Origin of the sequence: Natronospirillum operosum, from assembly GCF_004768465.1 — a bacterium.
GTDB classification, from domain to species: Bacteria; Pseudomonadota; Gammaproteobacteria; order Pseudomonadales; family Natronospirillaceae; genus Natronospirillum; species Natronospirillum operosum.
In genome coordinates, this window is record NZ_SRMF01000001.1 from 724700 (window position 1) to 743593 (window position 18894).

21 protein-coding genes and 1 riboswitch are annotated in these 18894 nt (G+C 60.6%); of the genes, 15 read left to right on the top strand and 6 right to left on the bottom strand.

Annotated features, from left to right (window positions below):
• Positions 1 to 6 precede the first annotated feature (6 nt).
• From E4656_RS03395 to E4656_RS03425, 7 genes are all read left to right on the top strand, one after another.
• Complete coding sequence (locus tag E4656_RS03395; RefSeq protein WP_135481185.1) at positions 7 to 603, top strand: hypothetical protein; 597 nt, start codon at positions 7 to 9, stop codon at positions 601 to 603.
• Between the two features lie 16 nt (positions 604 to 619).
• Positions 620 to 883 (top strand): hypothetical protein, encoded by a 264-nt coding sequence (locus tag E4656_RS03400; RefSeq protein ID WP_135481187.1) that lies wholly within the window; start codon positions 620 to 622, stop codon positions 881 to 883.
• 35 nt (positions 884 to 918) lie between these two features.
• Positions 919 to 1428: a GNAT family N-acetyltransferase gene (locus E4656_RS03405; RefSeq protein ID WP_167855913.1), complete on the top strand. Its 510-nt coding sequence runs from the start codon at positions 919 to 921 to the stop codon at positions 1426 to 1428.
• A gap of 132 nt (positions 1429 to 1560) precedes the next feature.
• The gene (locus E4656_RS03410) at positions 1561 to 2790 is read left to right on the top strand and encodes a GGDEF domain-containing protein (protein ID WP_135481190.1); all 1230 of its coding nucleotides are present in this window, start codon (positions 1561 to 1563) and stop codon (positions 2788 to 2790) included.
• Positions 2791 to 2871: 81 nt separating this feature from the next.
• A complete protein-coding gene (locus E4656_RS03415; RefSeq protein WP_205849081.1) occupies positions 2872 to 3444 on the top strand; it encodes an Hsp20/alpha crystallin family protein in 573 nt (190 codons plus the stop codon).
• A gap of 192 nt (positions 3445 to 3636) precedes the next feature.
• Entirely contained in the window at positions 3637 to 5292 is a 1656-nt protein-coding gene (locus E4656_RS03420; RefSeq protein WP_167855914.1) for a sensor histidine kinase, read from the top strand.
• Complete coding sequence (locus E4656_RS03425; protein ID WP_167855915.1) at positions 5285 to 7480, top strand: GGDEF/EAL domain-containing response regulator; 2196 nt, start codon at positions 5285 to 5287, stop codon at positions 7478 to 7480. Before E4656_RS03420 ends, E4656_RS03425 begins: the two co-directional genes overlap by 8 nt.
• A gap of 5 nt (positions 7481 to 7485) precedes the next feature.
• Here E4656_RS03425 and E4656_RS03430 read toward each other — a convergent pair whose 3' ends face one another.
• Positions 7486 to 7938 carry a 6,7-dimethyl-8-ribityllumazine synthase gene (locus E4656_RS03430; RefSeq protein WP_135481195.1) on the bottom strand — a complete coding sequence of 151 codons (453 nt, stop codon included), beginning with the start codon at positions 7936 to 7938 and terminating at the stop codon, positions 7486 to 7488.
• Positions 7939 to 8047: 109 nt separating this feature from the next.
• A riboswitch (FMN riboswitch) is annotated at positions 8048 to 8198 on the bottom strand.
• Positions 8199 to 8339: 141 nt separating this feature from the next.
• On the opposite strand from E4656_RS03430, the gene ltaE reads away from it, so the two are divergent.
• From ltaE to E4656_RS03455, 5 genes are all read left to right on the top strand, one after another.
• Entirely contained in the window at positions 8340 to 9347 is a 1008-nt protein-coding gene (gene ltaE / locus E4656_RS03435; protein WP_135482240.1) for a low-specificity L-threonine aldolase, read from the top strand.
• Between the two features lie 127 nt (positions 9348 to 9474).
• The gene (locus E4656_RS03440) at positions 9475 to 10329 is read left to right on the top strand and encodes a bifunctional nuclease domain-containing protein (RefSeq protein WP_135481197.1); all 855 of its coding nucleotides are present in this window, start codon (positions 9475 to 9477) and stop codon (positions 10327 to 10329) included.
• A gap of 40 nt (positions 10330 to 10369) precedes the next feature.
• Positions 10370 to 10813, top strand: a complete 444-nt coding sequence (gloA2, locus tag E4656_RS03445; RefSeq protein ID WP_135481199.1) for an SMU1112c/YaeR family gloxylase I-like metalloprotein — start codon at positions 10370 to 10372, stop codon at positions 10811 to 10813.
• Positions 10810 to 11940: a histone deacetylase family protein gene (locus E4656_RS03450; protein ID WP_135481200.1), complete on the top strand. Its 1131-nt coding sequence runs from the start codon at positions 10810 to 10812 to the stop codon at positions 11938 to 11940. The genes gloA2 and E4656_RS03450 overlap by 4 nt, the downstream gene beginning before the upstream one ends.
• Complete coding sequence (locus E4656_RS03455) at positions 11937 to 12398, top strand: YaiI/YqxD family protein (protein ID WP_135481202.1); 462 nt, start codon at positions 11937 to 11939, stop codon at positions 12396 to 12398. Before E4656_RS03450 ends, E4656_RS03455 begins: the two co-directional genes overlap by 4 nt.
• Here the strand turns inward: E4656_RS03455 and E4656_RS03460 are convergent.
• Both E4656_RS03460 and E4656_RS03465 read right to left on the bottom strand, forming a co-directional pair.
• The gene (locus E4656_RS03460; protein WP_135481204.1) at positions 12395 to 12904 is read right to left on the bottom strand and encodes an acyloxyacyl hydrolase; all 510 of its coding nucleotides are present in this window, start codon (positions 12902 to 12904) and stop codon (positions 12395 to 12397) included. The two genes, E4656_RS03455 and E4656_RS03460, sit on opposite strands and share 4 nt — an antisense overlap.
• A gap of 2 nt (positions 12905 to 12906) precedes the next feature.
• Positions 12907 to 13557 carry a DsbA family oxidoreductase gene (locus E4656_RS03465; protein ID WP_167855916.1) on the bottom strand — a complete coding sequence of 217 codons (651 nt, stop codon included), beginning with the start codon at positions 13555 to 13557 and terminating at the stop codon, positions 12907 to 12909.
• An 83-nt stretch (positions 13558 to 13640) separates the two neighbouring features.
• Here E4656_RS03465 and E4656_RS03470 point away from each other — a divergent pair, with 83 nt between their 5' ends.
• Both E4656_RS03470 and E4656_RS03475 read left to right on the top strand, forming a co-directional pair.
• Positions 13641 to 14393 carry an AzlC family ABC transporter permease gene (locus E4656_RS03470; RefSeq protein ID WP_240753888.1) on the top strand — a complete coding sequence of 251 codons (753 nt, stop codon included), beginning with the start codon at positions 13641 to 13643 and terminating at the stop codon, positions 14391 to 14393.
• Positions 14390 to 14707 (top strand): AzlD family protein, encoded by a 318-nt coding sequence (locus tag E4656_RS03475; RefSeq protein WP_135481207.1) that lies wholly within the window; start codon positions 14390 to 14392, stop codon positions 14705 to 14707. Before E4656_RS03470 ends, E4656_RS03475 begins: the two co-directional genes overlap by 4 nt.
• Before the next feature lie 13 nt (positions 14708 to 14720).
• On the opposite strand, the gene E4656_RS03480 is transcribed toward E4656_RS03475, so the two are convergent.
• From E4656_RS03480 to E4656_RS03490, 3 genes are all read right to left on the bottom strand, one after another.
• Positions 14721 to 16190, bottom strand: a complete 1470-nt coding sequence (locus E4656_RS03480; protein ID WP_135481209.1) for an MATE family efflux transporter — start codon at positions 16188 to 16190, stop codon at positions 14721 to 14723.
• Positions 16187 to 17083, bottom strand: a complete 897-nt coding sequence (locus tag E4656_RS03485; RefSeq protein ID WP_135481211.1) for a DMT family transporter — start codon at positions 17081 to 17083, stop codon at positions 16187 to 16189. Before E4656_RS03485 ends, E4656_RS03480 begins: the two co-directional genes overlap by 4 nt.
• A 202-nt stretch (positions 17084 to 17285) precedes the next feature.
• Complete coding sequence (locus E4656_RS03490) at positions 17286 to 17885, bottom strand: LysE/ArgO family amino acid transporter (protein WP_205849082.1); 600 nt, start codon at positions 17883 to 17885, stop codon at positions 17286 to 17288.
• A 127-nt stretch (positions 17886 to 18012) separates the two neighbouring features.
• Between E4656_RS03490 and E4656_RS03495 the strand changes: the two genes are divergently transcribed.
• Positions 18013 to 18888 (top strand): LysR family transcriptional regulator ArgP, encoded by an 876-nt coding sequence (locus E4656_RS03495; RefSeq protein WP_135481213.1) that lies wholly within the window; start codon positions 18013 to 18015, stop codon positions 18886 to 18888.
• The last annotated feature ends 6 nt before the right edge of the window (positions 18889 to 18894 follow it).

Sequence of the window (18894 nt, forward strand, 5' to 3'; positions counted from 1 at the left end):
CCCGCCATGACCAAACGTATTGTCACTGAAATGTACCGTGCTGTTGCTGACACATTGTCGACGCTGCCCGAATCCGAAATCGCTGACATCTACGCCCTCTCGTTCTTCATCTACGATGAATGCGACGACCCCCGACATCCGACACTCACACTCGGCTATAACACCCAGAACCAGTGGCGCAGCGAGCTCTCCGAGGATTCAGACCCCGAGGCTTCAGATTCGCAGGAAGCCAAGTGGAATTATGCCTTCTGGATACAGAACACTCTCCTTGTCTTCGGGGAGGAGGGGCAGCCATCGGCAGACACGGTTACCCGCTGGGTGTCCGAGCTTGGATTGTTGTACACGGATGCCGACGAAGAAGCAGACTTTGAGCGGTGTCTGGAGATAGGTCGTGACATCACGGAACACTTCGTTCAGGTGGTCTGCGAGGTGGCTTCGGCCCTGCACGAGCAGGGTGTGGTACGGAAAGTTTTCGGACGGAATGTGCCGATCATCATTCATGAGCTCGAGTATGATGAACAGATCGCCGCGCAGACCGAGCGCTCGAACCCGCCCGGGGTCGCTGCCGAGTTCGTGAACTGGGTTCGATACGACTGGATATGACACCGTGGTGAATGGAATGACGAAAAACACCTACCAGTATGGCAATGCTCGAGCCGAGGTGGAAGACGCCTCCGGGCTTTCCGGCGTATTGTGCAAGGACGTCGACGGAGACTACTTCTTTCGGGTGTACCAGCCGGATCACTCGTACACCGACTACGAACTGAACCATGACGACCTGCCCGTCACGATAGATCAGAACGCCCTGGCATCGCTATACAAAGTCGAGGGCCATCACGTGCTGGATCACAGCCCGGAGGTTCTGGGGCTGAGCAAGGTCTGAGCATTGGCAGCCCTTGAACCCGCCAGGGGGACATGATGGAAAGCTACCATATCGAGCTTGCTGAAGCTGATCAGATTGCCTGTCTGCAGGCGATAGAGTTGGCTGCTGCCCAGCGGTTTCCGGAGCCATTGTTGCCGGCATCGGTGCGAGAGCAGGTATCGTCGCGGCAGGAGTTGATGGACGCCCGGCGTCGTGGCCAGTTATGGGTGGCGGCAGGTGCCGGCCGCCAGCCGGTCGGCTTCGCCATGGCCTCTGTTGCCGACGATATGGCCTTTCTGATGGAGGTGGATGTGCATCCGGATCATCAGGGGCGTGGCCTTGGGCGGGCTCTGGTCAATACGGTTGTTGGCTGGGCGTCGGGCCTGGCCTTGTCCGGTGTAGTGTTGACCACCTTTCAGAATGTGCCCTGGAATGCGCCGTTTTACGAGAAGCTGGGGTTTCGCATGCTGACAGAGAACGAGATGCCCGAGTGGCTGCGGCAGAAGCTGGAAGAAGAAAGAACGCTGGGGTTGAAGGAACGCGTTGCAATGAAGCTTTCCTGTTGAACCGCCATGCAGCGAAAACAGGACAGCATTGCGCCCTTGAACAGCACTGACACTGTTCAATTTTATCTGGACAGATCATCGGCCAGCGCCTAGCCTCAAATCAATGATAACCGGAATAAGGCACGTTCGCTGATGAAGTCAGTGTCTGCAGTAGGGTATCAGCCGGAACTGAGGCGGGTGCTGAATGATGCGGTCACGCGCCGCACCTGCCCGATTCCGGAAGATTTGTCTGCGCAGTATGCAGAACATCTGGGTCGCAAGAACCGGGCCTATATTTTCTCTGTCATTCTGATAGGGGCTGCTGCATTTGTGTCATTCGCCATTGCTGATTATCTGGTGGTGCGCGATGTAATCCTGCAGTCGGTGACACTGCGTGTGCTGTTTTCAAGCACAGTGCTGCTGCTTTCACTCTGGCTGTTCAGGCGGGGTCTTGGCATCTACTGGCTGGAGTGCCTGCTGCCGATCTATGTGCATCTGGCGGTACTGATCTGGCTCTATCTCCTGGTTTCAACCGAGGTCCCGAATGTATCGGAGTTTGCCTATGCCTCGGTGATCTTCATTCTGCTGTTGAATGTGGGCATCAGGGCCCGTTTTACGACAGCGCTGATCAGCTCCATGACGCTGTCTGTACTTCTGTTCTGGTGTATCTGGCTGATTACGGGCGGCAGTCGGAGTTCCCTGCTGATGTATGCCCTCAATTATTCGCCAGTGCTGTTGTTCAGCCTGGTTATCAGCTGGTACAACGTCTTCAATGAACGCCGCCTCTTTCTGTGGAACCTGATTGATGAACTCAACAATGCCGAACTGCGTGATGTCAATCAGCGCCTGTGGCAGCAGTCACACACGGATGAACTGACGGGTCTGCCCAACCGAAGCCTGCTGCAGGACCGCATCGTGCAGGCCATGCTGGGCGCTGAGCGCAATGGCACCCGGGCGGCTCTGATGTATGTCGACCTTGACGAGTTCAAACCGGTAAACGATACCCACGGTCATGCAGTCGGTGATGTGCTGCTGCAGGAAGCCGCCCGGCGGATGTCCGAGGTCATCCGTGCTACGGACACCATTGCCCGCTTCGGCGGTGATGAATTTGTCGTGGTGTCGCCGGAACTCGAAGGGGAGCAAGAGGCTGTGCTGGTGGCGAACAAGCTGATCGCCGCATTCAGGGAACCATTCAAGGTCAAGGGTCTGGAAATTGTCATTGGTTGCAGTATTGGCATCGCGCTGTTCCCCGATCATGGTGCCAGTGCAGACGATCTGCATCGACAGGCTGACCGGGCGCTGTACAAGGCCAAGACCGGGGGACGTAACCAGGCTGTGGTGGCGGGAAGCCCCTCCGATGACCAGACGCGGGGCCAAGGCTGACCTCTTGAATTCGACAGCAAGAGTACCCAAAACATTGGCAGGAAGTGGTGTCAACTTAACCTGTGAATGGAGGTGGCAATTATGGAACTCAGGAAATTGTCGACTTCAAAACTGGCGCCATGGAACTGGTTCCGCCATGAAGACGAAGGCAGGGATCTGGAGATTCAGCGCGTAGCTGATGCCCCGACTTACAGTCACCCGCTGACCCGGATGCATCGGGAAATGGATCGACTGTTTGACGAGACCTTTCGGGCGGTCGGGTTTCCCGGCCTGTTCGAGAATGAAAGCCTCGGGCGCAGCGGGGACCTGATGCTGCGCCCCAGCGTCGATATCATTGAACAAGATGATGGCTACCGGATCACGGTGGAGGTGCCCGGTATCAGGGATGATGACCTGCAGATTTCATTGGAGCAGGACCGGATGATCATCAGTGGCGAGAAACGCCATGAATATGAGGATCATCAGGAAGGCAGACTGCATCGTGTGGAGCGCAGCTATGGTCGTTTCCAGCGCGTACTGTCGTTGCCGCAGGATGCGCTCGGTGATCAGGCCAGAGCCCGTTTCAATCAAGGCGTACTGACCATCACTGTACCCAGAGACAGCAGTCGGCAGGAGAGCCGGCGCACCATAGAGATTGAACAGGACAGCCATTGATCCTCAATCTCCGGATTGCCGGTGCAGGGATGCACCGGGCTTCTCTTCCGTCTTCCCCTGTACAGTTCACGGACAACAAGTGCTGCGACCGTGGTTACAGTTATTCGAAAAATGTATCTATACTGCCTATAAACAATAAAGACAGCGTCTATGAGGACATTGCCCCCGCTCAGGCTAGTGTGGTTGCCGGCTGTGGCTTTGCTGTGTGGCCTGCTGATCACGGTACTGCTGGTCTGGCATGCGCGGCAGGCCGACTTTCGCCTGTGGGAGCAGCGGGCGGTGTCGGAGGCCGAGCGCCTGAGTTCGGAACTCGGTTATCGGGTGACTCGTGCGCGTGAGCCATTGGTCTCGGCGGCGGTGCTCTATCTGGGGTCGGAAGAGGTCACACAGGAAGAAATTGTCGCCGCCTATGACCAGTTGATGGTTGCGACAGAGCGCCAGAACGGTCTGTCTCTGGCCTTTGCTCAACCCGATGGCGCTGGCGGCTATCGCGTGTCCCAGGCCGCGGGCGATCTGGCGTTGCTGCCTGAAGGTCCAAGCCCAGGCATCCATGAAGTCCTGATTCCACCCCTGGAAGCGGCCCGTCGGGCCTACCCGAACCTGGTGACCGGCCCTCTGTTCAGAACCAACGGTACCAGTTATCTGACCATGACGATTGAAGTCACCAATGCCGGTGAACCGGGCGTATTGATCAGCCTGATTGATTTTTCCAGCCTGGTGGATGAGGTGATGCAGGATTTGCTGGTGCCCGGTACGCGGGTGGAAATCTATCATCCCGACGAACCCAGGGTGGATCATGCCGACTTGCCGCCGCTGCCTACAGCTGCGGAGGTACATCATGCGACTACTCTGGACATGGATGGAGACGTCTGGTCACTGCAATGGAGCTTTGATGCCGACTTTGAAACGGTGGAGGACCGGCGCCTGATCTGGTCCGTACTGGTCAGCGGTAATCTGATCTCGCTGTTGCTCGCGCTGGTTCTGTACACGCTGATTCGACAGCACTGGCTGATTCAGCGCGAGGTGGACGAGAAAACACAGGAACTGATAGCAGCTCGGGACCTTGTGGTGCAGCGGGAGAAGCTGGCCGCTCTGGGCGGGCTGGTGGCAGGTTTTTCCCATGAGCTGAATACGCCGGTCGGCAACGGTCTCATGGCGGCAACCACCCTGCAGGAGCAGACGCAGGGTCTGAAGCAGCGGCTGGATGACGACCAGCTCAAGCGTTCTGAACTGGAGGCGTACCTGGTGTTTGCACAGGAGAGCGCGTCCATCCTGCAGAGAAACCTAGACCGTTCGGCCAGACTGATCAACAGCTTCAAGGATGTTGCCATCGATCAGACCTCGGAGCGCCGTCGAACCTTCTCACTCAGGGTCGTGATTGATGAGGTGATGGCTACCCTGGGGCCCAGCATCAGGCGGGTAAATCTGGAACTGGAAACGGATATTCCCGACACCCTGCAGTTGGACAGCTACCCGGGGCCTCTGGAGCAGGTGATTGCCAACCTGGTCACCAATTCACTGGTGCATGCGTTCCCTGAAGGTGGGGGCGGCCGATTGACAGTAATGGCGCGACCGGTATCTGGCAACTATATTGAAGTTCAATATATGGACAATGGTGTCGGCATGCCTCAGGAATTGGCCCGCAAGGTTTTTGAACCTTTTTTCACCACTCGGATGGGGCAGGGCGGTAACGGTCTGGGGCTGCATATCGCCTACAACCTGGTGCATTCGGTGTTGGGCGGCAGTATAGAGGTGACCAGTCAGCCGGGGGCCGGCACCCGGTTTGTCATCAGAATTCCGGAGCGTGCGCCAGACAGCATGCATGCCGGGGAGGACGAGCATGACTGAATGGTCTGATGAACTCCTGTTCCAGCCGGAAACGCCTGCAGGCCATGAGACGGACGCATCCACGAGTCGCGGGTGGCAGATTCTTGTTGTTGACGATGAGCCGGAAGTGCATCAGGTCACTACGCTGTCACTGGCGCAGACCCGGGTGCTGGACCTGCCACTGAGTTTCCTGCATGCCTATTCGGCCACGGAAGCGGTTGAGGTATTGAATGAGCATGCCGGCATTGCTGTGGTCCTGCTCGATGTGGTGATGGAAACCGACGATGCCGGACTGTCACTGGTGCGCACCATTCGCGAGACTCTTGGCCGGTCCGAAGTGCGCATCATCCTGCGTACCGGTCAGCCCGGGTCGGCACCGGAAGCCAGTGTCATCCGTGACTTCGACATCAATGACTACAAGACCAAGAACGAACTGACGCATCGCAAGTTGTTGACAGCAATAACGGCAGCCATCAGGTCCTATCAGCAGATCCGCACTATCAACCAGAACCGGATCGGGCTGGAAAAGATCATTCATGGTGGTGCCACATTGCTGGAAAAACGCTCGATGGAGGCTTTCGCCGATGGTGTCCTTACCCAGATTGCGTCGCTGCTCGGACTGAATGCCGAGGGCATCCTGGCCGCGCGCGCCCTGGAGGACGGCGGTGAGGACATCTACATTTTCGGGGCCGCTGGCCACTATACCCGCTACATGAACCGGGCGTTGGATACACTGGACAACCAGGCCATTCAACAGAAGATTCGCCAGTGTCTGGATGAACGGCGCCATCTGATTGGTGACAACGAGGCCATCTACTATTTCGGCAGTCACCAGCACGCTGCCGCAGTTTACCTGGAGTCGGGGCAGCCCATGGAGGCGCCGTACCCGGAGCTGCTTGAAGTCTTTCTCAGCAATGTGTCCATTGGCTATGACAATGTGGCCCTGTTTCAGCAACTGAGCCGTGCTGCGTTCGAAGACCCGTTGACCCGCCTGGCCAACCGCAATGAGTTTATCCACTTGCTGGAATCCGAACGCATTCCCAGTGCAGGCAGTACGCTGGTATTGCTCGATATTGATCATTTTTCCGACTTCAATCATGCACTGGGTCAGGATCTGGGCGATGAAATGCTGATTGCCGTGGCCCAGCGTCTGCGCAGACACTTTGGCGAACAGGTGGAAATAGCTCGGATCGACGGTGATGTATTCGGTCTGATCGGGGCCGAAAACGACCTGACTCCCGAGTCCTTCTACCAGGCATTGGCAGATCCGGTACGGCTGGATGGCAATGACTTCAGAGTCATGGTCAGTCTTGGCTATTGTGCTTTTCCCGGTCAGGTGGACCGGGGGTTGCAACTGCTGAACAGAGCCTTCATGGCCCTGCGCATGGCCAAGAACAGCCCGTTTCGCTCGGTGGCCTGGTTTACCCCGGAAATGGAAACCCGGGTACGGGAGCGGCTGGGTGGCATCAGAGCCCTGCGGGAAGGCTTTGAACAGCAGGAATTCGTGTTGCACTATCAGCCGCAGTGGGATCTGGAACAGGGCTTGGTGACCGGGGTCGAAGCCCTGCTGCGCTGGCCCAGGGCTGACGGCAGTTCAGTCTCGCCGGCCGAGTTCATCCCGCTGGCAGAGCAGTCTGGCCTGATAGTCCGCATGGGGCTGTGGGTGATCGAACAGGCCTGTCGCCAGTTGGTACAGTTGTGCGAAGCTGGCCATGAGGGGGTGCGGATTTCGGTCAATGTCTCGATGCTGCAATTTCGCAATGCCGGCCTGGTGGATTCGGTGCGTACCCTGATCAATGAATATCGGATCGCCCCCGGTCAGTTGACGCTGGAAATTACCGAGTCTGTCGTCATGGATGAGCCCAAGCTGGTGCTGACCACGCTTGGCAGCCTCAGCGAAATGGGTGTCCGAATCTCGCTGGATGATTTTGGCATGGGCTTCTCGTCACTGGCTTACCTGCGCCAGATGCCATTGCATGAACTCAAGATCGACAAGTCCTTTGTGCAGGACATGGACTCGCCGCAGGGGGTGGCGGTAATCGAAAGCATCATTCAACTGACCAGTCGGCTGCAACTGGACTGCATTGCCGAAGGTGTCGAAACAGACAGCCAGCAAGCCAAACTGCGCCAGCTGGGTTGCCACCGCGCCCAGGGGTTCCTGCACGCGGCGGCCATGCCGTCGGACCGTCTGCTGGCCTATCTGTCCTGATTCACTCAGGCGGTAATGGCGCGCAGGCTGGCCAGCGTCTGCTGGCAGGCTTCGGCGGCTTCCCGGCCCTTCTGCACAAAGTGGCTGCTGAAGAACTGCGCATGGGTTTCATGTTCGTGGAAATGATGCGGTGTCAGCACGACGGAAAACACCGGCGTCTCGGTGTCCAGTTGCACGCGCATCAGCCCGTCAATGACGGCCTGGGCCACAAAGTCATGACGGTAGATGCCGCCATCGACCACCAGGCCGCAGGCGATGATGGCGCTGTAGCGCCCGCTCTTGGCCAGCAGTTGGGCATGCAGTGGAATTTCGTAGGCGCCGGGCACACTGAGACACTCGACCTGATGGCCTGACTGCTCGAGCTCGGTCTTGATGGTGTCACTGGCCTGGCTGACAATGTCAGCGTGCCAGGATGCGGAGAGTACGGCAACGCGGGGGGATTGCAGGGTCTGATTCATGGATAGCCTCAGTTTTCAGATGCACCAGAATCAGGGCGAGCGTCAGCACCGAACCAGACACAATGCCCGTACTCCGAAGCGGAGACGGCATGAACCGGCAGCAGTGATGTCGCGATCTCTTTCATCCGGACTGTAACCGTCGGCTCTGGCGTCGCACCAGATCTGCTGACCCCGGCCCCAGGCCGGGCGCTCGCGGGCTCCTGCCGGTTCAAATGGCAGATACCGCCGGTGGGGAATTACACCCCGCCCTGAGAACGCGCCGGTCAAGTCCGACCGGCAGCCGGATAATAGCATGTCCAACCGGCATTTGGATCACTTCTCGCTTGGGCCTGACACCGACTGCGGCTAGAATCACTAATTTGCATTCGCCTGTAGGGAGCATCATGCCGTCCACCGACACCCTGATCGATCTGAGAAGTGATACCGTGACCCGGCCGACCGCAGCCATGCGTGAGGCCATGGCGGCGGCCCCGGTCGGAGACGATGTCTATGGTGATGACCCCAGCGTCAATGCGCTGGAAGCCCGGGTGGCCGAGATGACCGGCATGGAGGCGGCCCTGTTGTTGCCCACCGGCACCCAGAGCAATCTGGTGGCGTTGCTCGCCCACTGTGAACGCGGCGACGAGTATATCGTCGGACAGAGCTATCACACTTATCGCTATGAGGGCGGTGGTGCCGCCGTTCTGGGCAGCATTCAGCCGCAGCCCATACCGGTACAGGACGACGGCTCGCTGGCCCTGGAAGACATCGAAGCCTACATCAAGCCTGATGACCTGCATGTTGCCCGCAGCCGCCTGCTGGCGCTGGAAAACACCTGCAATGGCCGCGTGTTGTCGGTGGACTATGTGCACAGTGCTGCGGCACTGGCGCGCCGACATGGCCTCAATGTGCATATGGACGGCGCCCGCCTGTTCAACGCCGTGGTTGCCGCCGGGGTCACGCTGCAGGACTACACCGGCGCCATGGACAGTGTCAGCCTGTGTTTCTCCAAGGGCCTGGGGGCACCGGTGGGCTCCATGCTGGCCGGTTCGCAGGCACTGATTCATGCCGCCCGGCGCTGGCGCAAGATGACCGGCGGTGGCATGCGTCAGGCCGGTATCCTGGCGGCAGCGATAGACCATGCACTCACCCATCATGTGGCTGATCTGGCTCATGATCACCGGCGCGCGGCCATGCTGGCCGAAGGCCTGTCTGCGCTGAACCGGGTAGAGGCAGTGACGGTCAATACCAACATGATCTACATGACGCTGCCGGATGAGCAGAGCGGCGGTGCGCTGCAGGCACACCTGGCAGAGCAGGGCGTGCTGATCAGTGGAGGCCGGCGGATACGGCTGGTCATGCACCGGGACATCGATGACGATGACGTGCAACGGGTGCTGGATCTGATCGGGACCGGGCTGGCAGCCTGACCGGTACGCCATCAAAGCAGAAGCAAGACCTGAACTGTACTCTCTGTGCAAAGACCGGCTCATACTTTGCAATCCGGGCCTCTGGTAGTCTTTAATGTCAGGTGTCACCCGGTCAGGAGAAGCAGTTATGCGCACCCTTATTCTGTCAATTGCCCTGTTGTTGACTGCTTCTGCAACTCTGCAGGCACGGGAGCCCATGGAGGACCCGGATGACCTGGTGGCCGTCGAACTGGCCACGGTCGGGGTGGATCCGATGTCGGGCACACCCCTGGTGATACTGCGTGAGCCCGGCTCGGGCGATGTGGTGCCCATCAGCATCGGCCCGGAAGAGGCCCTGGCCATTATCCGGGCTCTGGAGTCGATACAGACACCACGCCCCATGACTCACGACACTGCCGTGGAAGTGATCAGCGCCCTGGGTGGCACCCTGAATCGGATCATGGTCGATGCCCTGATCGACAACACCTACCATGGCGTGCTCGATATTCGCCGTGATGGCGACCCCGATACTCCCGTCTATGTCGATACCCGGCCATCGGACGCGCTGGCACTGGCTGTGCGCACCGGAGCCACCATTCTGGTTGCACCGGAGGTGCTGCAGGCCACCCGCGGGCGCGACTTCGAGGGCCTGGGCGATGATCAGTCGGTGACGGCGCTGGGTATTACCGTGGGGATGCTGTCGGACGAGATTCGGGGCGATCTGGATTTTCCCGATGACCCCGGTGTAGTGGTCAACCGGGCAGTAGGGCAGGCGCAGGAAGCCGGTATTGAACCCGGTTCCATGATACTGTCGGTGAACGGCGAGGCGCCGACCACGCCGCTGGAATTTCTGGAGCTGGTACAGCAGACAGAGTCCGACGAGCCGGCCGTGATCCGCTTCTGGTATGATGGTGAAGAGCGGACCATCGAGCTGGATACCGATGTACCTGCTCCGGAGCCGCGTCGCCGTACCGCACCGGGCGATATGGGCCCCACAGTCTGATCAGCGGGCTCCGGCAGAGCCCAACAGGACGGGAAGCCGCATGATGCAGTTGCAACAGGTCGATCATATCGCCCTGATCTGCTCCGATTACGAGCGCAGCAAGGCCTTCTATACCGAGGTGCTGGGCTGCACTGTGGTGCAGGAACAGTATCGGGCCGAGCGTGACTCCTGGAAGTGCGATCTGGCCCTGAATGGGCGCTATCTGCTGGAGCTGTTTTCATTTCCCAAACCACCCCCTCGACCCTCGAGTCCGGAAGCCTGCGGCCTGCGCCACCTGGCCTTTCAGGTGGCAGATCTGGATGCGGCCATCAGTGACCTGATGGCAAGAGGCATCGCGGTTGAACCCGTGCGCCATGACGAGACTCGCAACGGCGCCCGCTTTACCTTTTTCAAGGACCCTGACGGCCTGCCTCTGGAGTTGTGCGAGGCTGCTGTCGACTATACTGCAGCGCATACCGAGCGCTTACAAGGAGGCCGGGCATGATCGGAGATCGCAGCGTCATCGTGTTTCATGATGAGCGAATGCTGGAACACGCTCCGGACGCCGAGGCACCCTTTGTACCGGGGCGGCTGGATCGACGTATTCGCGAGATCATAAGCAGCCTGGGTGTACAATGGAAATACCCCGAACACCCGGGGCGGCTGACCGCAGTGCATGATTTGCTGACCAGAGAGCCGATCGCCGGGGTCGAGATCAGACCAGGACAGGTAGCCACCCGTGAACAACTGGCACGGGTGCACACCAGCAGCTATCTGGATGCCATAGAGTCCGTTCGTGGCAAGAATGCCTGGCTGGATGTCGATACCACGGCGGTGTCCGCCGGCAGCGTGGATGCAGCCGATGTGGCTGCCGGTACTGCCGTTGCCGCTGTGGAGGCAGTGGTCAGGAAGGAGGCCGGCAGCGCCTTTGCCCTGGTTCGGCCGCCCGGGCACCATGCGGAACCGGTACGGGCCCGCGGCTTCTGCCTGTACAACAATGTGGCCGTCGCAGCGGCCCATGCGCAGGCCGCACTCGGCTGCGAGCGGGTGCTGATCATCGACTGGGATGCCCACCATGGCAACGGCACGCAGGAGATTTTCTGGGCTGATCAGGATGTGCTGTTCTTTGATACCCACCGGGCCGCCCCCTTTTATCCCGGGTCCGGTCAACTGGAGGAAGTCGGGGCCGGGCTGGGCGAGGGCACCACGGTCAATGTGCCGCTGCCGGCCGGTACCGGTGACCGAGCCATGCTCAAGGCCTTCAATGACATCCTGGTGCCGGCGACGGAGCACTTCAAACCCGACCTGATACTGGTGTCGGCAGGCTTTGATGCCCATCACTTTGATCTGGCCATGAATGTCAGTTTCGGCGGCTTTGCCGCCATGACCGCCATAGTGCAGGAACTGGCGGACCGCCATTGTGACGGGCGGCTCGCGCTGGTGCTGGAAGGCGGTTATCATCTCGACTCCCTGTCGCAGGGTGTACATGCGGTATTGGAAGTGCTGGCCGGGGGCGAGGCCCCGATTCCCGATGAGTACGGGCTGGCGGAAGTACAGGCTGCCGCCGAGTTTCATCGGAATGCCTTCCAGGCCGATCAGGAGCCAGACAGTTTGGGAGAGAACAAGCGGTGAAGATCTGGGTAGATGCGGATGCCTGTCCGAATGTGGTGCGGGAGATCCTGTTCCGGGCTGCGGATCGGGCCCGGGTCGAAGTGACACTGGTGGCCAATCAGCCGCAGCGGGTACCGGCTTCCAAATGGGTCAACAGCGTGCAGGTCGCGCAAGGGTTTGATGTCGCCGACAACGAGATTGTGCAGCGTCTGAGCGCCGGTGATCTGGTGATCACGGCAGACATACCGCTGGCGGCAGAAATCGTCGAAAAAGGCGCCCATGCGATCAACCCGCGCGGCGAACGCTATACCGAACAGAACATTCGCGCCCGCCTCAATATGCGTGATTTCATGGAGACCCTGCGCGCCAGCGGAGTGCAGACGGGCGGCCCGCCAACGCTGAATCAGACCGACCGCAAGCGCTTTGCCGACCAGCTTGACCGTTTTTTGGCCACCCATCACCGCCCACAGTCAGACTAGAAGTTCAGACCGTATTTCAGCGTCAGCAGTTCCGTGCCCGGGTTGTCGTCGGCCAGCGAGGCATTGGAGATATGGCTGAAATGCAGGCCCATACGGGTACTGTCCGGGAATTCATAGTCGATACCGACACTGGATTTGAACTGTAGCGGAAACCCCAGATCCGTGTCGCTGTTGCCGCCATGGTGGTACAGTCCCGGCGCGAAACCGACCAGCAGGGCCGGCCCCAGGCCATCCTGGCGTATCGCGGTGCGCCGCTGCACCCCCGCATAGAGCATGTGCGAGGCATGCCGGGTACGCAGCAGACCGACATAGGGCGTCAGTTCAAAGCGGCTCCAGCGCTCGGCACTCTGCCATTCCAGCCCGTACTGGGAGTCGGCTTCGTCCCGCCCCACATCCACCTGGCCAATAAAGATGCGCAGATAGGCTGCCGTGCGGTCATTCGCTGTATCGGCCTGAACGGGGTCGGCCAGCAGCGTCAGGGTCAGCAACAGGGCAAGGACTCTCATGCTCAGGCCTCGCGCGCAATCTGTTGCAGGGCGTCCTTGAACACGGAAACCGGCTGCGCCCCGGTCAGACTGAACTGATCGTTGACAATGAAGGTCGGCACCCCGCTGATGCCGAGGTCCCGCGCCTGGGCCAGCTCCTGTTCCACCTCGCCCCGATACTGGTCGTCTGCCAGTACCTGCTCCAGTTCGGCGGCATCCAGGCCCGCGTCCTGCGCAGCCTGCAGCAGTGTGGCTGTGGCGCCCGGGTTTTCGCCGTTGGTAAAATAGGCAGTGAAGAGCTGTTCGGCCATAGCCGTGGCACTGTTCTTCAGACCGGCCCAATACATGGCACGGTGCGCATCAAAGGTGTTCCAGGTGCGAAAGTCATCGGTAAAATTGAACGTGAAGCCGGTCTCTTCTCCGAGTGCGGTAATGCGCCTGCGCATGGCCCGTGATTCCGTTTCCGTCGAACCGTACTTGTGGCGGATATGCTCATGGAGATTTTCCCCTTCGGCAGCAATATGCGGGTTCAGTTGAAAGGCCTGCCATGAAATCCGGGCTTCGATATCGGGCTGCAGTTCGTCCAGTGCCGCGCGCAGATGGCGATAACCGACCAGACACCAGGGGCAGGCGATGTCCGAAACGATGCGGATGTTCAGTTCTGTTGCCGACATGTCCGGGGACTCCTGTGCAGATGGATTGAGCTTGTACATCAGTTCCGGTAGTTTACACCTTTAAGTATGGAACGCCCCAGGGAATGAGCTCAGAACAGCCTGCATCCAACACCACAATGAACTCTGCGCAGACCTGTCTTACCGTCGCCGGCACCTGGGCCGGGTTCCGGCGCATGGCACCGCTCAGCCTGTTCGTGATCGTGTTCGGCATGGCCTTCAGTGTGGCCGCCATGCAGGCCGGGCTGACCAGCACCCAGATCATGCTGATGAGTGGCCTGGTCTTTGCCGGCGCATCCCAGTTCGGGGTGCTTGAGGTCTGGGCCTCGCCCATCTCGCTGGCCACCGTGGTGGTGATTACCTTCGCCATCAATTCCCGGCACCTGCTGATGAGTGCCTCTCTTTACCCCTGGCTGCGCGAATTGCCGCCTCGGCAACGCTACAGTACGCTGTTCTTTCTCAGTGATGCCAACTGGGCGCTGTCGCTGCAGGACTATTATCAGGGCTTCCGCGATGTGGGCGGCCTGCTGGGCGGCGGTCTGGCGCTGTGGAGCGCCTGGATGATCGGCACCGCCATCGGGGTGGGCCTGGGCAGCGGCTTCGACGACCCCGAACGCTGGGGGTTGGATGTGATCATGAGCTGCTTCCTGCTGGCCATGATTTTCGGTGGCAGCAACAAGAAGCAGATGATTCTGCCCTGGAGCGCTGCCGTGCTGGCTACCATGGCGGCGCTGCAATGGTTGCCCGACAACACCCATGTCATCGTTGGGGCCCTGGCCGGCGGCCTGGTCGGGATACTGATTCCGGAGCGGAGCGAGCAGAAGGAGGCGGCATCATGACCATTGCACTGACCACTGCCACCGGTTTTCTGGTCATCGCCGTCATGGGCCTGGTGGCCTACCTGACCCGGATCGGCGGCGTGCTGATCATGGCGCGCATGAAGATCGGGCGGCGTACCGAGCGCTTTATCTATGCCATGTCCGGCTCCGCACTGGTGGCCATTGTGGTGCCGCTGGCCGTCGAGGGCGACGCCGCTGCCCGGGCCTCGCTGGTCGCCACCTCTGCGGTCATGCTGACCACCCGCAAGACCCTGCTGGCCATCGCTGCCGGCATCCTGGTCGCTGCCGGCTGGCGGGCCCTGTTCGTTTACTGAGCCGGCCGTCGCATCAAGGCGAAACGGGCTCTCGGTGTGCTTGCGGTTGTTGCGCACGATAGAGAAACAGCCGCGCCGTCAGCAGAATGCTGGCGCAGACCAGACCCACGGTCAGACCCACCCAGAAGCCCGGCGCCCCCTGCGCCGGCAGCAGCCAGTCGGTGAAGGTCAGGACATAACCCAGCGGCAGACAGATGCCCCAGAATGACAGCAGCATGATGAACAACGGAATCCGGGTGTCGCGATAGCCACGCAGCGCACTGATGGCGGTAACCTGAATGACATCGGCGATCTGGAACAGGGCGGCAAACAGGATCAGCTGCCGGGCTACGGCGCGTACCGCTTCATCCTGCGTATAGAGGGCCGCAATGGACCCCCGGCCCAGAAAGAGCGCGCTGGCAAACAGCAGCGCCACCGCCAATGCCAGCAGCAGCGACGACCGGGCCAGCAGGCGTGCCGTGTCCGGTGTGCCGGCTCCGATCAGGTAGCTGATGCGCAGCGTCAGAGCCAGGCCCAGACTGAGCGGTACCATGAACACCACCGAGACCACATTCAGCGCGATCTGATGGCCGGCCACAATCACCGGCCCCAGCGGAGCCAGAAACAGCGCCACCACCGAGAACATGCTGGCCTCCACAAAGATGGTGACCCCGATCGGGATGCCCAGCCGCAGCAGGCGGCTGATCTCGACCCGATTCGGCCGCTGGCGCGAGGGCCAGTAGTGGAACTGTCGGAATACCCGGCTGCTGTTGAGATAGATCAGCAGGGCCCCCAGCGCCAGCCACAGCGAAATGGCCGTGGCCCAGCCGCAGCCGACCCCGCCCATGGCAGGCAGACCCAGCTTGCCGTAGATGAAGATGTAGTTCAGCGGCAGGTTGATGCCCGCCTGCAGCAGCGAGAACACCATGATGACCCGGGTATGGCCGAGGCCGTCGGTCAGGCCCCGAATGGCAATCATCAGCAACAGGGCAGGTATGCCCCAGGCAAAGGCGCGCAGATAGCCCTGCGTAATACCGGCGGTGGTGCTGTCCAGTTGCAGCAGGTCGAGCACCGCGCGCACCTGGGTCAGCAGGGCAATCATCAATACCGAGCAGCCCAGCGCCACATGGATGCCCTGCCACGCCACCGGCATGATGCGGTGCTGGCTCCGGGCGCCGTTGTGACCCGAAATGATGGGCTGCAGGGCATTCAGGGTGCCCATGAACAGCAGGAACAACGGCGCCCACAGGCTGGAACCGATGGCCACACCGGCCAGGTCCGTGGCACTGGCGTTGCCGGCCATCACGGTATCGATGACCCCGTTGGCCATCTGCGCCAGCTGTGCAATCAGGATGGGGCCGCCGAGCACGGCCAGGTTGCGCCATTCGGCCAGGGTGCGCTGCGTCAGCGAGCCCCGGACTTCCGGTGGCGGCTGCGCCACGCTCTCCTCGCCCGGCTCGCGCAACAGAGCTGATGATTCATTCAGCGAGCTTTGTTCACTCATGGCCGTGTTACCGGCACCGTTGGTTTGCGCAGGCGGATCAGGCGCGTGGTGATGGCAGTACCCAGCAGGGTAATCACCATGCCGATGACCATCTGTACGGTCAGGGTTTCACCCAGCAGTACATAGGCCCAGATCAGGGCCGTCACCGGCACCAGAAAGGTCACGGTGGAAGTGGCCGTGGCGCCGGCGCTGGCAATCAGACCAAAATAGATCAGGAAGGCCACGGTGGTACTGAACAGGGCCAGGCCGAGAGCATTGCTCCAGGCCAGGGTGCTGATCGGCTCGGTCGGCCACAGCAGCAGCCCGGGAATCAGCAGGATCAGTGCCGACATGGTTACACTGCCGGCAGCCAGTACCCGCGCCGGTAAATGTGACAGCCGCGTCTTGGAATAGTTGGTGGCGACACCATAGCAGAAGGTCGCGCCCAGCGCGGCCAGGATAAACCAGCCATCACCGCCGACACCAAAGTCCAGCCGGTTCGCGGACAGCACATACACTCCGAACAGGGCCATTGCCAGGCCGAAATACTGCTGGCGGGTGACCGGGGTGGCAAACAGCAGGGCACCGATCAGGGCCGTGAATATCGGTGTGGTGGCATTGATCAGCGAGGTAAAGCCCGCCTCCAGCTGCATGGTGGCCAGGGCCAGCAGTGTGAACGGCATGACATGGTTGATCAGGCCGACAATGAACAGCCGGCCCTTGTTGTCCCAGAACAGCCGCAGGTAATGCCGACTCATGAACAGCAGCGGCGCCAGGCAGAGGGCGCCCACGCCCATGCGCACCAGTATCAGCGGAATGGGGCCGAACTCGGGTACGGCCACGCGCATGAAGATGAACGACAGCCCCCAGAGGCTGGACAGCAATATCAGGCGCAATGAATCGGTGGTGGTCAAGGCATCAGTCCTTTTGCTGCACAGGCGGCGCGAGAAAACAGAGCCGGCTAGCCTAGCGTTTATGGGTCGGCAAGGGAACACTGAATCGGCTGCAATCGGACCTCTGACTGGCAATCAGGGATGACGGTATCTTTACCACCGCGACCGCCGCGACCACCGCGACCGCCGCGCCACCGTCAGTACCGCCCGCCTGCCGGTGTGCTCACAGCAGCAGAGAGACGGCCACCAACATCATGATCAGGCCGATCAGGCAGTCGAAAATGCGCCAGGCCCGCTGCGACTGCAGGCGCGGCCCCAGCAGCTGTCCGCAGAAGGCCAGACTGAAGAACCAGACGGCCGAGCCAAGGGCCGCTCCCAGCACAAACACGAGCGGCGCTGTCTGCTGGGCACCCACACTGCCGACCAGCACCAGAGTATCCAGATAGACATGCGGGTTCAGCAGCGAAATGGCGGCCGCCTGGCCGGCCGTTTTCCAGCGGCTGGCGGCCCGGGTTGCGGCCGTCGGCTGTAGACGGCCACCGCCCTGCCAGGCCCGCCAGAACGCCTGCATGGCCAGAAAGGTCAGCAGCAGCACACCCAGCAGGGTCATCACCGGCACCAGTGCCGGCACGCGCTGCTGAATCGCATCAATGCTGAAGGTGCCAATGCTGATCAGGGTGGCATCAATGCTGAAGCAGACGGCAGCGATGATGGCCGGGTGCTCACCGCGCATGCTCTTGTTCAGTACCCAGGCATTCTGGGCTCCGATCGCGACGATCAGGCCCAGGGCAATGCCGAAACCGGTCAGAAAAGTCAGTACCATTTGTGCGGGCTCATGAAAGACTGTGCCGGGCAGCTTATGGTCGCCTCTGTTATTAATCCAACGAATATAGCTGATGTATAATAAGAATATCTTATAATACAAAGACCCCGAAACAGGAGGCCTGATCATGCTGGACTACCGACTGCTGGAAGCCCTGGGGGCAGTGATAGAAACGGGCGGCTTTGCGCGGGCGGCCAACAAGCTGCATCTGACCCAGTCGGCGATCAGTCAGCGCATCCGGCAACTCGAATTCCTGCTCGGTCAGCCAGTGTTGCTGCGCAGTACACCGCCGGTGGCAACACCCATGGGGCGGCGCCTGAACAACCATCTGCAACAGGTCAGGCAACTGGAGATGGACATAGAGCAGGTGGCTCAGAACGAGCCATTGCAGATCCGCCTGACCGTCAATGCCGATTCCATGGCCACCTGGCTGGCGCCGGCACTGGCGTCCTGTGAACTGAGTGCACGCATGGCGTTTGAACTGGTGGTGGAAGATCAGGAGGTCGGTCTTGATCGCATGCGCAACGGGGAGGTCATGGCCTGTATCTGCAGCGAGGCGCGTGCGGTCAACGGCGGTGCGGTCAGGGCGTTGGGCGTGCTGCGTTACCGCGCCCTGGCCAGCCCAGAATTCGTCGCCCGCTATCAGACCCGGGAGCGGCCGGAGCATCTGGTCGAGGCGCCGTGCCTGGTGTTCAATCGGGATGATCAGCTGCAGCACCGCTTTCTGGCCAGCCAGGGGCTGCCGGCACCCAGGCGGCAGCATCATTGCCCTTCATCAGAGGGCTTCGTGAAGATGGCCCTGGCCGGCATGGGCTATGGCATGTTGCCGGAGCTGCAGGTTGAGCCGGAATACCGCGCCGGCACCCTGGTGGAGGTGTGGCCCGAGGCCAGCCTGGATGTGCCGCTGTACTGGCACTACTGGCAAACGGAAAGCTCCGCCATGAAGGCGCTGCGCCAGGCTGTGACCACCCATGCCCATCAGGTGCTGGTGCAGCCGGACTGAGACCTG

Excerpts from the sequence above, each read along its gene's own strand:
- E4656_RS03395 (WP_135481185.1), top strand. The coding sequence starts at position 7 with ATGACCAAACGTATTGTCACTGAAATGTACCGTGCTGTTGCTGACACA.
- E4656_RS03400 (WP_135481187.1), top strand. The coding sequence starts at position 620 with ATGACGAAAAACACCTACCAGTATGGCAATGCTCGAGCCGAGGTGGAA.
- E4656_RS03405 (WP_167855913.1), top strand. The coding sequence starts at position 919 with ATGGAAAGCTACCATATCGAGCTTGCTGAAGCTGATCAGATTGCCTGT.
- E4656_RS03410 (WP_135481190.1), top strand. The coding sequence starts at position 1,561 with ATGAAGTCAGTGTCTGCAGTAGGGTATCAGCCGGAACTGAGGCGGGTG.
- E4656_RS03415 (WP_205849081.1), top strand. The coding sequence starts at position 2,872 with ATGGAACTCAGGAAATTGTCGACTTCAAAACTGGCGCCATGGAACTGG.
- E4656_RS03425 (WP_167855915.1), top strand. The coding sequence starts at position 5,285 with ATGACTGAATGGTCTGATGAACTCCTGTTCCAGCCGGAAACGCCTGCA.
- E4656_RS03430 (WP_135481195.1), bottom strand. The coding sequence starts at position 7,938 with ATGAATCAGACCCTGCAATCCCCCCGCGTTGCCGTACTCTCCGCATCC.
- E4656_RS03440 (WP_135481197.1), top strand. The coding sequence starts at position 9,475 with ATGCGCACCCTTATTCTGTCAATTGCCCTGTTGTTGACTGCTTCTGCA.
- gloA2 (WP_135481199.1), top strand. The coding sequence starts at position 10,370 with ATGATGCAGTTGCAACAGGTCGATCATATCGCCCTGATCTGCTCCGAT.
- E4656_RS03450 (WP_135481200.1), top strand. The coding sequence starts at position 10,810 with ATGATCGGAGATCGCAGCGTCATCGTGTTTCATGATGAGCGAATGCTG.
- E4656_RS03460 (WP_135481204.1), bottom strand. The coding sequence starts at position 12,904 with ATGAGAGTCCTTGCCCTGTTGCTGACCCTGACGCTGCTGGCCGACCCC.
- E4656_RS03465 (WP_167855916.1), bottom strand. The coding sequence starts at position 13,557 with ATGTCGGCAACAGAACTGAACATCCGCATCGTTTCGGACATCGCCTGC.
- E4656_RS03470 (WP_240753888.1), top strand. The coding sequence starts at position 13,641 with ATGAGCTCAGAACAGCCTGCATCCAACACCACAATGAACTCTGCGCAG.
- E4656_RS03475 (WP_135481207.1), top strand. The coding sequence starts at position 14,390 with ATGACCATTGCACTGACCACTGCCACCGGTTTTCTGGTCATCGCCGTC.
- E4656_RS03480 (WP_135481209.1), bottom strand. The coding sequence starts at position 16,190 with ATGAGTGAACAAAGCTCGCTGAATGAATCATCAGCTCTGTTGCGCGAG.
- E4656_RS03490 (WP_205849082.1), bottom strand. The coding sequence starts at position 17,885 with ATGGTACTGACTTTTCTGACCGGTTTCGGCATTGCCCTGGGCCTGATC.
- E4656_RS03495 (WP_135481213.1), top strand. The coding sequence starts at position 18,013 with ATGCTGGACTACCGACTGCTGGAAGCCCTGGGGGCAGTGATAGAAACG.